The organism is Maribacter aestuarii (genome assembly GCF_027474845.2).
Taxonomy (GTDB): Bacteria; Bacteroidota; Bacteroidia; order Flavobacteriales; family Flavobacteriaceae; genus Maribacter; species Maribacter aestuarii.
Map to the genome: position 1 here is coordinate 119,424 of NZ_CP107031.2, position 15,519 is coordinate 134,942.

At 42.4% G+C, this 15,519-nt stretch carries 11 protein-coding genes; 6 read left to right on the plus strand and 5 right to left on the minus strand.

Annotated features, from left to right (window positions below):
- Position 1: 1 nt before the first annotated feature.
- From N8A89_RS00565 to N8A89_RS00585, 5 genes are all read right to left on the minus strand, one after another.
- A complete protein-coding gene (locus tag N8A89_RS00565; protein ID WP_281540489.1) occupies positions 2-1,036 on the minus strand; it encodes an NHL repeat-containing protein in 1,035 nt (344 codons plus the stop codon).
- Positions 1,036-2,529 (minus strand): DUF1501 domain-containing protein, encoded by a 1,494-nt coding sequence (locus N8A89_RS00570; protein WP_281540490.1) that lies wholly within the window; start codon positions 2,527-2,529, stop codon positions 1,036-1,038. The genes N8A89_RS00565 and N8A89_RS00570 overlap by 1 nt, the downstream gene beginning before the upstream one ends.
- A gap of 2 nt (positions 2,530-2,531) precedes the next feature.
- Complete coding sequence (locus N8A89_RS00575; RefSeq protein WP_289644709.1) at positions 2,532-4,898, minus strand: PSD1 and planctomycete cytochrome C domain-containing protein; 2,367 nt, start codon at positions 4,896-4,898, stop codon at positions 2,532-2,534.
- 235 nt (positions 4,899-5,133) lie between these two features.
- Positions 5,134-6,705 carry a PKD domain-containing protein gene (locus N8A89_RS00580; protein ID WP_281540493.1) on the minus strand — a complete coding sequence of 524 codons (1,572 nt, stop codon included), beginning with the start codon at positions 6,703-6,705 and terminating at the stop codon, positions 5,134-5,136.
- Positions 6,600-8,534, minus strand: a complete 1,935-nt coding sequence (locus N8A89_RS00585) for a ThuA domain-containing protein (RefSeq protein WP_281540494.1) — start codon at positions 8,532-8,534, stop codon at positions 6,600-6,602. The genes N8A89_RS00580 and N8A89_RS00585 overlap by 106 nt, the downstream gene beginning before the upstream one ends.
- A gap of 122 nt (positions 8,535-8,656) precedes the next feature.
- Between N8A89_RS00585 and N8A89_RS00590 the strand changes: the two genes are divergently transcribed.
- The 6 genes from N8A89_RS00590 to N8A89_RS00615 all read left to right on the plus strand — a co-directional run bounded on the left by N8A89_RS00590 (position 8,657) and on the right by N8A89_RS00615 (position 15,510).
- Positions 8,657-9,238, plus strand: coding sequence for a YdeI/OmpD-associated family protein (locus tag N8A89_RS00590; RefSeq protein WP_281540495.1), 582 nt, complete (start codon positions 8,657-8,659; stop codon positions 9,236-9,238).
- A 21-nt stretch (positions 9,239-9,259) separates the two neighbouring features.
- Positions 9,260-10,123: a cyanophycinase gene (locus tag N8A89_RS00595; protein WP_281540496.1), complete on the plus strand. Its 864-nt coding sequence runs from the start codon at positions 9,260-9,262 to the stop codon at positions 10,121-10,123.
- Between the two features lie 112 nt (positions 10,124-10,235).
- Positions 10,236-11,003: a CDP-alcohol phosphatidyltransferase family protein gene (locus N8A89_RS00600; protein WP_289644710.1), complete on the plus strand. Its 768-nt coding sequence runs from the start codon at positions 10,236-10,238 to the stop codon at positions 11,001-11,003.
- 19 nt (positions 11,004-11,022) lie between these two features.
- Entirely contained in the window at positions 11,023-12,447 is a 1,425-nt protein-coding gene (locus N8A89_RS00605) for an amidohydrolase family protein (protein ID WP_281540497.1), read from the plus strand.
- Positions 12,448-12,557: 110 nt separating this feature from the next.
- On the plus strand, positions 12,558-13,931 hold the full coding sequence (locus N8A89_RS00610) for an amidohydrolase family protein (RefSeq protein WP_289644711.1): 1,374 nt from the start codon (positions 12,558-12,560) through the stop codon (positions 13,929-13,931).
- 46 nt (positions 13,932-13,977) lie between these two features.
- Positions 13,978-15,510, plus strand: a complete 1,533-nt coding sequence (locus N8A89_RS00615) for an amidase (protein ID WP_281540499.1) — start codon at positions 13,978-13,980, stop codon at positions 15,508-15,510.
- Positions 15,511-15,519: the final 9 nt, after the last annotated feature.

Here is a 15,519-nt window from a genome sequence, read left to right on the forward strand (position 1 = left end):
ATTAAACACGATATAACTTTATCGGGTAGGTCTTTCCAGAATTCCATTGCGCCACATAGAGGTTCTCATCCTCATCGACACACACATCATGCGGATGCTGAAAGACTTTTAAAGTTTGATACATCGGATTTAAACGGCCGTCCTGGTACACCGGTGTGCAACCTCCGGGTGCTGATATGAGTTCGTTTTGAGCGTTAAGAACACTGATGAACCCTGTCCCTTCCGAACCGTCGCCCGACCAAATAGTGGCCAAATAAACTTCACTCCCGTGTATTACTGGTCTGCAGATATAAGCCCCGGGTAAATCAATTGAATCCAAGTATTCACCCGCTAGACTAAAGCGCTTTAGCTTGTTTTGTTGGCGTGCCGTAATGAGCAAGGTAGGGTTTGAAGTGTCCCGCGTGTCCAAGGAGATTCCGTGGGCGTTGTCAAAATGATGGTCTTCTTCCCCTTTTCCTCCAAAAACATTGAGGAGTTCACCTTTTGCATTGTAATGCATGATGTATTGTTCCCCATACCCATCCGCGATGTAAACGTCGCCATTAGGCGCAATTGCGGTCTCCGTTGGCACATAACTTTCTTTGCTCTTATATTTTCCCGATTCTTTAGGATACTGAAATATCTGCATGACCTTTCCGTCAATAGTGGTTTTTATGACTTCATGCCGATTGTTATCCGCTATGTATAGTACGTCCTCGCCATTTTCAACGTTTAAGGTCAATCCATGTGCCCCCGGATAATCGGTTCCCCATACTTCCAAAAGTTTACCGGACTTATTGTAAACGATGACGTTATTTTTGGTGTGATTGGTCAATAAAAGAATTCTTCCTCGTGAATCCTGCACCATCTCATGGCAGTCGTTCACTGGATAGAACTCGGAATTCAACGCTCCCCAATCCAGATCTATTTTATATTGATGGGAATTATGTCCTATGATTGCATCTTTATACTTCATAAACGATTGGGCTTGTGCCAGACCACTAATGATGCCGGTTGATAAAATACTACTGTTTCTGATGAAGGTTCTCCTATGCATCAAACCAATAAATCATTTAGTACGTGACCTTCCACATCGGTCAAGCGGAATCTTCTTCCTTGGTATTTGTACGTTAGTTTCTCATGGTCAATTCCCAATAAATGTAGCATTGTGGCTTGGAAATCATGGACATGTACGGGGTCTTTTACAATATTATAACCAAACTCATCGGTCTCCCCATACACCATACCAGGTTTGATGCCACCGCCCGCCATCCACATGGTGAAGCATCTGGGATGATGATCCCTTCCATAGTTGGTATCGGTGAGTAGTCCTTGGGAATAATTGGTCCTGCCAAATTCACCTCCCCAAATTACTAAAGTATCTTCTAGCAATCCCCGTTGTTTCAAATCGGCTACAAGGGCCGCCGAAGCTTGATCTACATCCTTGGCCTGTTTTTCTATGGCGCCCGGCAAGTTGTCGTGCTGATCCCAACCCATATGATAAAGCTGTATAAAACGCACGTCCTGTTCCGCCAATCTTCTCGCTAAAAGACAATTGGCCGCGTAGGTCCCGGGAATCTTTGCATCGGCACCGTACATCTTGTAAATATAATCGGGCTCATCATCTGTTCTCATTACTTCCGGTACGGAGGTTTGCATTTTATACGCCATTTCGTACTGGGCAATTCTACTCTGTATCTCCGGATTACCGAATTCGGTAAATTGTTTTTCGTTAAGTTGTGCCAGTTTATCCAACATTGCCCTTTTTCCTTCCTTGGTCATCCCCTTGGGGTCGTTCAAATAGAGAACAGGGTCTTTAGCCGCCCTGAACTGAACACCTTGGTGCAGGGAATGAAGGAATCCGTTACCCCATAATCGGGTATATAACGGCTGACCGTTGGGTCTCCCAGAACCTCTGGAAAGTAATACTGTGAAAGCGGGTAAATTTTTATTCTCACTGCCTAGACCGTAGCTCAACCAAGAGCCCATACTAGGGCGACCGGGTTGTTGGGAGCCTGTTTGAAAAAATGTAACGGCCGGGTCATGGTTTATCGCCTCGGTGTACATCGATTTTACGATGCACAGTTCATCTACCATCTTTGCCGTATAAGGTAACAGATCACTGATGTAGGTGCCATTCTTACCATATTGTTTAAAATCGAATATAGAGCCTGCCAATGGAAAACTATCCTGTCCGGAGGTCATACCCGTTAAACGTTGTCCGTTGCGAATGGATTCCGGAAGTTCCTCACCCCTTCGTTTGATAAGCGTAGGTTTATAATCGAATAATTCGAGTTGCGATGGACCACCACTCTGAAAAAGGTAAATGACTCTTTTCGCCTTGGAGGCATGGTGCAAGTCACCCATCATACCATTGTTTCCACCAAAATCATTAGCCTTGGTAATGATGCCGTTCTCATCCTTCCTAAAAAAGGACTGACCCAGTAATGACGCCAATGCCACAGAACCTGCACCCAAGGCCGCCTTACCTAAAAAGGACCTTCTGTTCAACAATAGTGATCGTTCTTGTAATATTTTCTTTTCGCTCATAGTTAACCTCTGGTGATGCTTTCGTCCAAATTTAAAATCGTGTGTACTACCAAGGACAGAGATGCCAACTCCTTCTCCGTAACGTCCATTTCCGCATTAAATTCACCTATGCTGTTGTACTCCGATGCTTCTATAATCCCGTTGTCCATTTTGACCTTCATGTCCTCATAATGCTCCCTCAGCATGTTAAGCTCCTCCGTATCCGGCAAGCGGGAAGTAGCTTTTTGGAAAACATAAGAAATTTGTTTCTCCACTTCCTTAGGGTATTTATTCAGTGTAACCGTAGCCAATGCCCGGGATGCTTCAATAATTTGGGGGTCGTTCAACAGCACAAGAGCCTGTAGCGGCGTATTCGTTTCTTGGCGCTTTACGGAACATAAATCCCTGGAAGAGGTGTCAAAAGTCATCATACTTGGTGGCGGAACGGTACGTTTCCAAAAGGTATACAAACTCTTTCGGTATAAATCTTTACCTGTACTTTGCACATACCTAGCGGTACTACCGCCACCACCACCTGTAGTTTCCTCCCAAATGCCCTCCGGTTGGTAGGGTTTAACACTTGGGCCTCCAACTTCTTTAGACAATAATCCACTTATGGCCAGAGCTTGGTCGCGTATCATCTCGGCCGTGAGGCGCAAACGAGTAGCTCGGGCTAACCATTTGTTGGCCGGGTCTTTTTCTAAAAGCTCCGGGGTAGTCACCGAAGTTTGTTTATAGGTAGCAGAAAGGGCTATGTAGCGTAGCATGCGTTTGGTGTCCCAACCCTCTTCCCTAAATTTAATGGCCAAAAAGTCCAATAATTGTGGATGGGAAGGCAAAGCACCTTGATTTCCAAAATCATAGGAAGTACTTACCAACCCCGTTCCGAACATACGTTGCCAAAGTCGGTTTACCACTACTCTAGCCGTTAACGGATTATCAGCGTCGAAAAGCCATCTGGAAAGTCCCAAGCGGTTTTTTGGATAACTCTCTGGGAACGTTAATACAGAACGAGGTGTGTCCGGAAAGACCTGGTCGGTTGGTTGGTCATAGACACCCCTGTTTAAAATAAAGGCAGGCTTCTGCTCCTCGCGCTCGTACATTACCATAACAGGAACTTCCTTTTTATTGGATTTTTGTAAGTTGATGAAGCTCAAAACACCGTTTGCTTCTTTTTCTGTAATCGTAATGAAAGGTTCCGGGGTTTCACTTGGCAAGGGCACCGTTTGTTTCTCTTTGTTGTTATTAAAAAAGCTGAAAAGCTGAAAATGTTCTTTTTGGCTTATAGGATCGTATTTGTGATCGTGACATCTGGCGCATTCCAGCGTTAATCCTAAGAATGCGGTTCCGAAGGTCTGTAATCTATCCTCTACGTATTCCACATGGTATTCCTCTGGAATAGTTCCCCCTTCAAAAGTTATCTTGTGATTTCGATTGAAACCCGTGGCCAATATCTTTTCCAAATTGGCATCGGGCATGAGGTCCCCGGCAAGTTGAACCGAAACAAATTCGTCATAGGGCATGTTCTCATCAAAAGCGTGGATAACCCAATCCCGCCATGGCCACATGGTACGTTCAAAATCGTCTTGATAACCATGCGTATCCGCATAACGAGCAATATCCATCCACTCCGCCGCCATATGTTCTGCATAGTCAATGGTCTGTAACAACGAATCTATAAGATTTTCATAGGCTTCAGGTGATTCATTCTTCACAAAGGAATTTACCTGTGCCGGAGTTGGCGGGAGTCCGGTAAGGTCTAAATATACACGACGAATCAACTTTTCCTTCGACGCTTGTGGAGATGGAGCAAGTCCGTTCAATTGTAATTTTTCCATAACGAAACGGTCAACCTCGTTTTCACCCCAATCATCACCATCAACTGAAGGAACCTTAGATTTCTCTGGCGGGATAAATGCCCAATGTTCTTTATATTCCGCCCCTTGGGCAATCCATTTTTCGAGAATCGCTTTTTCTTTCGGAGATAAATCTAAATTGGATTCTGGGGGAGGCATTACTAAATTCGGATCTTCAGAATAGATACGATGTACCAACTCGCTCTTATCCGGTTGATTCGGAACAATAGCAAACCGGTCCTTATGTTCACCAAGTGCAATATAAGCGTCTTCCGCTTTGTTCAAAGAGAGTCCGGCTTCAATCGCATTTTTATCCGGACCATGACATTTAAAGCAACGATCGGAAAGAATGGGTTTCACGTCGAACGTAAAATCTATTTTTTCCGGAATACCTTGTAAATCAGCCTTTGCAATTACTCTTTCAGAAGTAGAGGGATTTTGTTGACACGAATAATAGCTTCCGAAAAACAGGGAAAGCAGCAAACAAGTGAGTGCCTTGGTAAGGGTAGTATATTTTTTTAGAAAAGTTCCCATATAAAAAGTAAAGTGCTAAATACTGTTGTCACTTAAAGTTAATAACAATTAAGCATACCTACTAAGAAATTTCGACTAACAACTATTTTGAAGTCCTAAATACGAGTTCTGAATGTTTGGATGTTAAATGATTGATATTTAAGCAAATTAGCCTCCAACTGTAACCCAACAGTTTCCCATAAAGAACAAAAGCCCACTTTACTGCGGGCCTTTTTTTTCACTATTAAAAAGATGACTAGTTGAATGTTGCACTCATTAAAGCGACCATTGAGGGCTCCTGACCTTCAGCCACTTTTCCAGAGATATAAATATCTTTCTTTCCACTGGATTTGGCACTTAAAGGAATGACTATAGCGGTTCCAGGGCTACCTGCCGGTGGAGCAGCCATAGTACCTTGTCCAATAAGTTCTCCATCCGGGGAATCTAAACGTATGTCAAATTCATAAGAGGCCTTTGGGGCTTCTTGCCATCCTGCAGTCAAAACCACAGCGTTAACACCAGCTAAATCGATATCCTCCAATTGAAACCAGCCTTTTTCTCCTTGTAATAAAAGTAAATCCTGACCACCGTAGGTAACGGCCATCATATCCTGTGTTTTTGTATCGGCTGAAAATTTCACGGTATTACTTGCCAAGGCAACGGTTTTTGAACCGGTGAGCGGAACAGCACCTTCCTCAGAACCATTATCGGTATAACTTGCCGTTAGGACCATCAAGTTCCCTTGATTATTATCCTCGGCGGCAATACTGCCAGAAGGCGGTAGCGATGGTTTTCTACCGCGCCCTACACTTCCGGCCAAGGAAATAATATAAGTTGCTATTTGCCGGGACTCGTCCGAAGTTATAGTTGGATGAGCAGGCATCATGACCTCGCCCCAAACTCCTGAGCCACCTTCTACAATTTTCTTTTTTAAGTAGGCCATAGCATCCCTATCGCCCTTGTATTTTTTAGAGATATCCATATAATTAGGGCCTATAGATGCTGAAGCTTCCTTATGGCAAGTCTTGCAGTCCATGGCTTGGGTCAATGCCTTACCTGTAACTGCTGCGGAGACCTGTTGATGACCTAAAGACATTGCCACCTTATCCATACCTTCTAAATAATCTACCGATACATAAATATTATCCGGGTTAATTTCTCCACCTTCAGCATCGGTCACCTTAACTTCATACTTTACCGGTTGGCCAGGTACGTAAAATGACGAATTTCCACCCTTAATGGCGATATCCACTTCAGGTCGTGAATTCCCTGCCACGACGGATGTAGCCGCACTTTTCGCTGACTCTCCACCAGCATCTTTAACCACTACCGAAATTCTATAATCACCCACAGTGCCATAGGTATAAGAAATCTCCGGCTCCGTGGTTTCTTTGGTTTCGCCGTTACCCAAATCCCATAAGTAAGAAACAGCATCGTTCTCACGGTCATGAGCCTGCACTTTGGCATTAATAGAAAGCGGCACTTTCCCAGAAGTTTTATCTACAATCATATTATCTATGACCGGAGGCCTATTACCACCATTAAAATCAACATAGCTCAAAGCTGAATTATCATTAGCTGTAAACCAACCGCTGCCATACTCTAGAAGATACATCCTACCATCGGGACCCATTTCCATATCAATGAGGTTGTTTACTTTAATATCCGATGCAAAAGGCTCCATTTTGTTGAAACTTCCGTCTTCAAAAAGGCTCACGGCCATCATCCAACCACGCATCCAATCATAAATAATGACCTTACCGTCGTAATAACTCGGCAAACCACCCCCGTTCGGATATTCATCGGAATAGTAAGTAGGTCCGGCCATGGCGTTTCTTCCCCCGTACCAACTTGAGGAAAAGTACTCGTTTCCACATACGGATAGTAAACGTAAGCTCCCTGCGCTGGGGGCAACTCCCTTAATCCTGTATTGTTGCGAGAATCATTTATCGGATTCTCAGGGTCAAATTCATCTCCAGATTCACCCGTTTCGTAGTTATAGTCGCGGTACGCAAAATTGTTCCCTATAAACAAGGGCCATCCGAAATTACCAGCCTGTCTGGCCTGGTTCATTTCATCGTACCCTCTTGGCCCTCTAGTATCTAAGCTATCTGCTCGCGCATCTGGCCCTACATCTCCCCAATAAACATATCCTCTTTTTGAATCTACGGAAATACGATATGGGTTACGGTGCCCCATAGTATATATTTCGGGTCGGGTCTTTTCCGTTCCTACCGCAAATAAATTACCTTCCGGAATCTCATAGGTACCATCTTCCTTAACTTTAATACGAAGAATTTTACCTCTTAAATCGTTTGTGTTTCCAGAAGACCTCCTGGCATCGTACTGTGAATGCCCCGGTATATCGTTCAAAGGCGCAAAACCATTATTCACATATTTTACGTCCTTTTCATTGAATGGTGTGGAATTATCACCTGTAGATAAATATAAAAGTCCATCTCCACCAAAGGCAATGGAACCTCCTGTATGACAGCAAATTTCACGGTCAGAATTCACATCCAATATCTTTTGTTCGGAAGACATATCAAAAACACCATCTTTGAACTTGAACCTGGACAAGCGATTTACGGACTCATCGCCGGTTGGAGCATAGAAGACGTAAATCCAGTTGTTGTTGGAATAATCCGGGTCTTTTTGAAGGCCCATTAAACCTTCCTCGGCATTCACGCCGGGAGTATTCAACGTCTTGTGATAGACATCAAATTTGGCCACTTCGGTCAGCTCCTCGGTTTCTGCATCAAATAGCATAACTTCTCCCCTTCGTTGTCCGATAAGCACATCGTTATTAGGAAGAACCGTCATCTCGGTGGGTTCAAAGAACTTTCCTTCTGTAAGGACCACCTTGGAGAACCTATCAATTTCCGGTGGTATCTGTGTAGTGGCCTTGCTGTAATCCAGATTCAGATTTTCTCCAATGGCATATTGAATACCGCCCAAAATGTGCTTTAAGAAAAGCTCTTCTGAAAAACTTTCTTGTGTATGGCCGGCACCGGTATAAAAGGCTCTACCACCATCAAATTCATGATACCACGAAAAAGGATGGTTTTCGCCATTTTGGCCTCCTTCATACGTTGATTCATCAACCGTCATAATTACATTTACGTCCGGGTTAATGTTCTTGTAGTTATAGATTTCGTCAGACCTAGTCCAAACGGAATCGGTAAAATGCTGCGTGGCAATGAAACTATTGTCCTTTATAATAAAATTAGCTTCGGGTGTTCCTGCCGGGTGACTCAAAAATTGTGCACCTACTAATTTATTGTACCAACCCCAATCGTACTCACAGTCCGCAGCAGCATGTATACCCACAAATCCTCCTCCAGATTGGATATACCTTTCAAAGGCAGCTTCCTGGTTATGGTCCAATACATTCATGGTTGTGCTCAAAAACACGATGGCAGAATATTGTTTCAGATTTTCATCATTGAACAAGTCTGCATTTTTTGTGGTGTCGACGGCAAATCCGTTTTCCGAACCTAACTTTTGAATGGTAGCGATGCCTGTTGGGATAGAGGCATGTTTGAAACCCATCGTTTTTGAAAATACCAAAATTTTAGGCTTGCCATCTCTTTCATTACTACAAGATGCAAGAACAAGAGTGAATAATAGTATGAGAATAGGAAGAACTTTTTTCATGTGCACAATTTTGCCGTTAACTATTTATTTAATCCCTAAAAATACATATTACTCCATACACATTTTAATATTTTTTTTATTAGGTTGTATTTTTAAGAATAATCCACCAATAAACCCGTACGATGTCCAAAATTCAGGAACTGTATTTTAATAACGATGACCAATGGCGAATTTGGTTACACGAAAATCATAACAAATCCGAAGGAATTTATTTGATTTTCTATAAGTTAGCGCACGAAAATGACAGTATGCGATGGGAAGAAGCCGTAAAAGTAGCCCTCTGTTTTGGATGGATAGACAGTACGGTAAAAAGTCTTGGCGATGGAAAGCGACGCCAATATTTCTGCCCTAGAAAACCAAAAAGTGTGTGGAGCAAAGTCAATAAAAATTATATAAAGAGCCTACTTAAAGAAGACTTGATGCATGAGAGTGGATTGACCTCCATTAAAATTGCAAAGGAAAACGGTTCTTGGACTGCCTTGGATGATGTGGAAAATGGTATAGTTCCCCAAGACTTAAAAGTTGCTTTTGATAAAAATCCCCGAGCATTTAAAAATTATAAAGCCTTCACCAGAGGCCAGCGTAAGAGTTATCTTTACTGGCTTAATCAGGCCAAAAGGGAGGTAACCAGACAAAAACGTATCACAGAAATTGTACGCCTTTGTGAATTAAACCAAAAATACCGTTTAGAAAGCTCTCGTTAGTCCAAATAAAATTATAAAAATATGATAATTAAATACTTACAAATACTTATCCTACTATTTACTTCAGCTATTTTTTATGGCCAAAATTTGCCAGGTAACGCTGTGACGACCGGACCTAAAAAGGGTAGTTTGGTAATTGCGGGAGGTGGCCGAATGGGCACGGAAATAACAGAAAAATTTATCACCTTGGCGGGTGGCAGAAAGGCTCCAATCGTGGTAATCCCAACTGCGGCAGGTGGAGAAATAGATTTGGAAAACGTTTGGTTTGCCGAACAATTAAAGAATTATGGCGCTACCAACGTTCACATCTTACATACTTATGATAAAGACGAAGCCGATTCTGACAGTTTTACCAAACTTTTGAAGAGTGCTAATGCGGTGTGGTTCGGAGGAGGTCGGCAATGGCGCTTGGTTGACGCTTATGACGGCACACAAACGGAAAAATTGTTACTGGAATTATTAAATCGAGGTGGTGTTATAGGTGGCACCTCGGCAGGGGCAACCATTCAAGGTTCCTATTTGGCTAGGGGCGATACCAAGAACAATCAAATTATGATGGGCGATCACGAAGAGGGTTTCGGATATATAAAAAATATTGCCATTGACCAACACGTGCTGGCCAGGAACCGTCAGTTCGATATGTTCGACATCCTAAAAAACAGACCGGAGCTATTGGGCATCGGGATTGATGAAAGTACCGCCATCGTAGTCCAGGGGAATGAATTTGAAGTCATTGGCGAGAGTAACGTATTAATTTATGATGGCACTTTCTGGTCACGGGAAGGAAGCGATTTGAAAACGCTGCCGAAAAAAGAAAATGTATTCTACTTTTTACAAAGTGGGGATAGATATGATATGAGGGATAGAAAAGTGATAACGGAGTAAATCCGTTATACCCATTCGTAAATTAAATCTTATTTTTGTATCAATGTAATTCAAAAGGTGTACCAAGCTAGCGTGTTTCCGTTATTGGTTTTCCTCTTGGATTACTTTTAAAATGTCAAAATTACCCAAGAAAAATCAATTTTTGGACTTATCGGATTATGGTAGACCGATAGCGAAAGTTATTGCACATTCGCTTAAAAACACCTCCTTCACTCCAATTCATGTTACCATTGCCTTCGTAATTTCGGGGCTGCTGGCCATTGCCTGCATTCTAAACCATTATTATTGGGCCACCGCATTTTTTTTGGTGCTAAAATCTGTTTTGGATGCCGCAGATGGAGAACTGGCACGTATTAAAGAAACCCCGAGCTACACGGGAAGGTATTTGGACTCTGTTTCGGATATCATACTAAATTTGTTATTGTTAATTACGATTTGGTACGTCACGGATGGTTCCATCCTGTTTACGCTATTGGCTTTCTGTGGAATTCAATTGCAGGGAACCTTATACAATTACTATTACGTAATTCTTCGCAACCGCTACAATGGGGATACCACAAGCCGTATTTTTGAGAATGACCCCCCAAAAGCCATGAAGGGAGAGAAACAAAAGACCGTGAACGTACTTTTTGCCTTGTACACTTTTTTCTACGGTACTTTTGACAGGATTATTCACTATTTAGACCGTGAGGCCGTAAAAAGCAAAAGACTCCCCAATTGGTTCATGACGGCCGTCTCCACTTTTGGCCTAGGATTTCAATTATTGGTTATTGGGTTGATGCTAGCTTTCAATTTAAAAGATTACATCGTCCCATTTTTCATTGGTTATTCTCTTTTTATAGGGGTGTTTATTGGTATACGAAGGTTTATAAACCGATAATTATCTTTAATTTTCTAGGATGAAAATCCAAGAACCTCTCTTAAGCCTTATTCTGTTTTCTATTCTGATACTCTGCTCCTGTTCGGAAGAAAAAATCCAAACTTACGATATTGTCGTGCGTAATGGTAATATCATAGACCTACAGACTGGAAATATGGAATTACGACATATTTTTATTTCTGATGGACGTATTCAAAAAATTACCGATATAGATGACGATTCAAGTTTTGAAGCAAAAAATAGCATTGACGCAACCGGTAAATATATTCTTCCCGGTTTTTGGGATAACCATGTTCATTTTAGGGGCGGCGATAGTTTAATCGGTGCCAACAAAAACTTCCTCAATTTATTTATGGCCAACGGAATCACGACGGTGCGTGATGCCGGAGGTGATTTGACCCCGTCCGTTATGGAATGGAAAAAAGAAATTAAGGCCGGTGCGCTCACCGGTCCAAACATCTTTACCTCTGGACCCAAAATAGATGGTCCCGACCCCACTTGGGCCGGTTCTTTGGAAGTTGAAAACGAAGAGGACATAACCAAAGCTTTGGATTCCCTACAAAGTATTCCTGTCGATTTTGTAAAACTGTATGAAAGCAGATTGGCCGGAGAAAACTACTTAAAAACCATTGAAGCAGCCGAAGAACGAGGATTAATTACCTCTGGACATATGCCGTTTACGGTAACCCTTGACGAAACCATAGCAGCTGGAATTGACGCGATAGAGCATTTATATTATGTCATGAAGGGTTGCTCTGCAAAGGAAGAGGAAATCACAAAACGATTGGCGAACAATGAAATGGGCTTTTGGGACGCCATGCCGGCGCTAATGGCGAGTTACCAGGATTCAACTGCACAAAGCACCTTTGCCCGTCTTAAGAATAATAATGTATATGTGGTCCCCAGCCTCCATATTGGCAACGTCTTAAGCTATTTGGATGAAATAGACCATAGCAAAGACCACTACTTACAATACATGACAGATGGAATACGAAAGACTTACCAAGGTCGTATCAATCGGGTGTTGAATGCCACGGAAAAGGCCGTTCAAGACAGAAAGGATTTGGACGATTTCTTTGTAAAATTGGCAAAGTCATTAAATGACGCTGGTGTAGGACTATTGGCCGGTTCGGACAGCGGTGCTTTCAACTCCTTCACGTATCCGGGTATTTCTCTTCACCAAGAATTGGAAGCACTGGTAAATGCTGGAATTTCTCCGTTAGAGGCCTTACAGACTTCGGCATATAACGGTTCAAAATTTCTAAAACAAGAGTCAGATTATGGTTCAGTGGTAGTAGGCAAAATAAGTGATATGGTGCTTTTGGAAGCAAATCCTTTGGAAGACATTTCCAATACGAAGAAAATCGCTTGGGTAATCAAGGGAGATATAGTATTGGATAATGACGGGCTCCAGGAATTGTTGGACGATGTTTTAGTCGAATAGTCGAAAAAAAATTACAAGACAATTACTCCTTTTAGAGGACGAATTCCTTTTTTCAATAACCATTGAAAATTAAAACAGTTATCTTTAATCTGGCTCAAAAATAACCTCAAATGAAAAAAATAAGCTTCCTTATATTCCTCCTAGTATTGGCCTCCTGCGGCCAATCACAAGAAAAAATAAGTCCTACAGCTATATTGATTTCAAACGCACATATTGTTGATGTGAAGGACGGAACTATCCTCGAAAACCAGTATGTTGTCATCGATTCCGGTAAAATAAAACAAATCTCGACCGTCCAGGAAAACGTCAATAACTATACGACGACTATAGATGGAACCGGTAAATATATGATTCCAGGTTTGGCAGAAATGCACGCTCATATTCCTCCGCCCACGACAGATACCAAACGAATTGAAGAAACCCTATTTCTATACCTATCCAACGGTATTACCACCATCCGTGGTATGCTAGGCGATCCGCTCCATTTGGAATTACGAAAGAAAGCAGCAAAGGGAGAAATTGTGAGTCCGAGAATTTTCACGTCCAGTCCGTCTTTAAATGGGAACTCAGTTACAAGTATTGAAGAAGCCAAGGAAAAAGTAACGGCCTATCAAAAGGATGGTTATGACTTTTTAAAAATTCACCCCGGCATTCAATTAGAAATTTTTGACCAAATTGTAAAGACGGCAAAGGAAGTGGAAATTCCGTTTTCCGGCCACGTTCCTGTGGATGTGGGTATTCGCCACGCTTTAAAAAGCAAGTACGCCTCCATAGACCATGTAGACGGATTTTTAGAAGGCTTAGTGCCTGAGTCCGAAAATGTGAATAAAACAGAAAATGGTTTCTTCGGGTATGCCTTTACACCCTTGGCCGAAATGGAGCGCATTGATGAATTGGTTCAAATGGCTAAAGAGAACGAGGTATGGATCGTTCCCACGCAGAGCCTTTTTGAGCGCTGGTTCGCCCCTATTTCTGCAGACGAACTCTTAAAACAACCGGAAATGAAATATATGCCCAGTGCCACCTTGGCCAACTGGAAAAGTACCAAAGACCGTTATATGGCTCAAGAAGATTTTAATGAGGAGCAATGGCAACGCTTTGATTCGATAAGAAAACAACTGATAAAAAAACTGAGTGAGAACGGATACGGCATGTTACTCGGTTCCGATGCCCCGCAGCTGTTTAACGTGCCCGGTTTTTCCATACATCATGAAATTCAGGGGATGTTGGGTGCGGGAATGTCCCCTTTGGAAATTCTTAAATCGGGAACCGTAAACCCAGCCATTTTCTTTGAAATGCAGGACAAGTTTGGAGAAATAAAAGAAGGACTAGATGCAGATTTGGTCTTGTTGGATGCCAATCCTTTAGAGGATTTAAAGGCTTTAAAACAGATTTCTGGTGTCATGCGCCATGGAAAATGGATTTCAAAAATAGAAATTGATGAGAAATTGGCCACAATCGCAAGAAATGCCAGCAATAACTAATGCATTTTAGTAATGGTTAATGCAAAACAATAACTAGACAAAGACTATGAACAGAATTCCTTTACTCCTACTGCTACTTTTATGCATCTTAAGTTGCAAAGAAGAAAAACCTGTATCAAAGCATTCAGCAGTAATTGATCTTACCGAACTTACGATTGCGGAAATACATGAAAATTATAAGAACGGCACCTACGACATTGAAGCTTTAACGTCGGCTTACTTGGAGCGCATCAAGGCCAAGGACAGTCTTATCAATTCCATTACTTACATAAACCCAAATGCCCTGGACGTTGCCAAGAAACTTGACGAGGAGTTCAAGTCCACCGGCAAACTGAGACCTTTGCACGGTATTCCAATGATCGTGAAGGATAACTTTAATACCAAAGGTATGCCCACCACGGGAGGATCTTTGGCCCTAAAGGATTTTGTACCCGATAATAATGCCACCATGGTACAGCAATTAATGGATGCCGGTGCCATTATCATCGCTAAGTCGAACATGGCAGAATGGGCATTTAGTCCCATGCACACCACGAGTTCTACGCATGGAACCACTAAGAACCCATACAACACAAACTATGTTCCTGCAGGTTCCAGTGGGGGAACAGGTGCCTCAATAGCTGCAAATTTTGGGGTCATTGGTTTGGGAACAGATACTGGAAATTCAATTCGTGGTCCGGCCTCCCACAATGCCCTGGTAGGTTTTCGTAGCACCATGGGGCTAACCAGTAGGGCTGGGATTATCCCATTATACCTACGTAATGATATTGCCGGACCCATGTGCCGAACCGTGGAAGATGCCACTCGTACCCTGAACCTAATTTCAGGTTTAGACCCCAAAGATTCCATTACGTTCTATGCTAAGGGCAAACAGGAAACCGACTATATGCGCTATTTAGATACCAATGGACTTAAAAATGCGAGGATAGGAGTACTTAGGGAACTAAGCGATGACAATCCTGATTCCGAAATCACATCCCTTTTCAATAGGGCTATTCTTGATATAGGGAAATTGGGCGCCACGGTCATAGATTCCTTAATTATTCCAGATTTTGATTCATTACGACGGAATCAATGGTGCAATACCTTTAGGCAAGACATTGAATCGTATTTGGCCGAGTACGTAAAGAACGACACCCTTTCAACGTTAGAAGATATTATAAGGTTGGGGCCTGCTGAAACCTTTGTTTCGGAGCGGTTAGTGCGCAACAGGGATGCAAAAAACGGTCGTAACGGTATTCCGTGTGGAAATACATATACCGATGTGCTTAATATTGCATTTAGGGAGGCCATTGAAACAACGATGGACGAACTGGAACTTGATGCCATTATTTACCCTTCTTGGAATAATAGACCAGCGACAATTGCAAATTTTCAAGAGGAATATCGTGGTGATAACAGCCAAATTATCGCACCCCATACGGGACAACCGGGCTTTACAGTACCTATGGGCTTCACTTCTGGAAATCTTCCGGCCGGACTTCAATTTTTGGGCCGCATGTATTCCGAACCCACTCTGATCCGTTTGACCTATGCTTACGAGCAGGGTACCGAACACAGAAAAAAACCTAACCTCTAAAAATAATTT

Coding starts and splice junctions, on each gene's coding strand:
- N8A89_RS00565 (WP_281540489.1), bottom strand. CDS start 1,036: ATGCATAGGAGAACCTTCATCAGAAACAGTAGTATTTTATCAACCGGC.
- N8A89_RS00570 (WP_281540490.1), bottom strand. CDS start 2,529: ATGAGCGAAAAGAAAATATTACAAGAACGATCACTATTGTTGAACAGA.
- N8A89_RS00575 (WP_289644709.1), bottom strand. CDS start 4,898: ATGGGAACTTTTCTAAAAAAATATACTACCCTTACCAAGGCACTCACT.
- N8A89_RS00580 (WP_281540493.1), bottom strand. CDS start 6,705: ATGGCCGGACCTACTTACTATTCCGATGAATATCCGAACGGGGGTGGT.
- N8A89_RS00585 (WP_281540494.1), bottom strand. CDS start 8,534: ATGAAAAAAGTTCTTCCTATTCTCATACTATTATTCACTCTTGTTCTT.
- N8A89_RS00590 (WP_281540495.1), top strand. CDS start 8,657: ATGTCCAAAATTCAGGAACTGTATTTTAATAACGATGACCAATGGCGA.
- N8A89_RS00595 (WP_281540496.1), top strand. CDS start 9,260: ATGATAATTAAATACTTACAAATACTTATCCTACTATTTACTTCAGCT.
- N8A89_RS00600 (WP_289644710.1), top strand. CDS start 10,236: ATGTCAAAATTACCCAAGAAAAATCAATTTTTGGACTTATCGGATTAT.
- N8A89_RS00605 (WP_281540497.1), top strand. CDS start 11,023: ATGAAAATCCAAGAACCTCTCTTAAGCCTTATTCTGTTTTCTATTCTG.
- N8A89_RS00610 (WP_289644711.1), top strand. CDS start 12,558: ATGAAAAAAATAAGCTTCCTTATATTCCTCCTAGTATTGGCCTCCTGC.
- N8A89_RS00615 (WP_281540499.1), top strand. CDS start 13,978: ATGAACAGAATTCCTTTACTCCTACTGCTACTTTTATGCATCTTAAGT.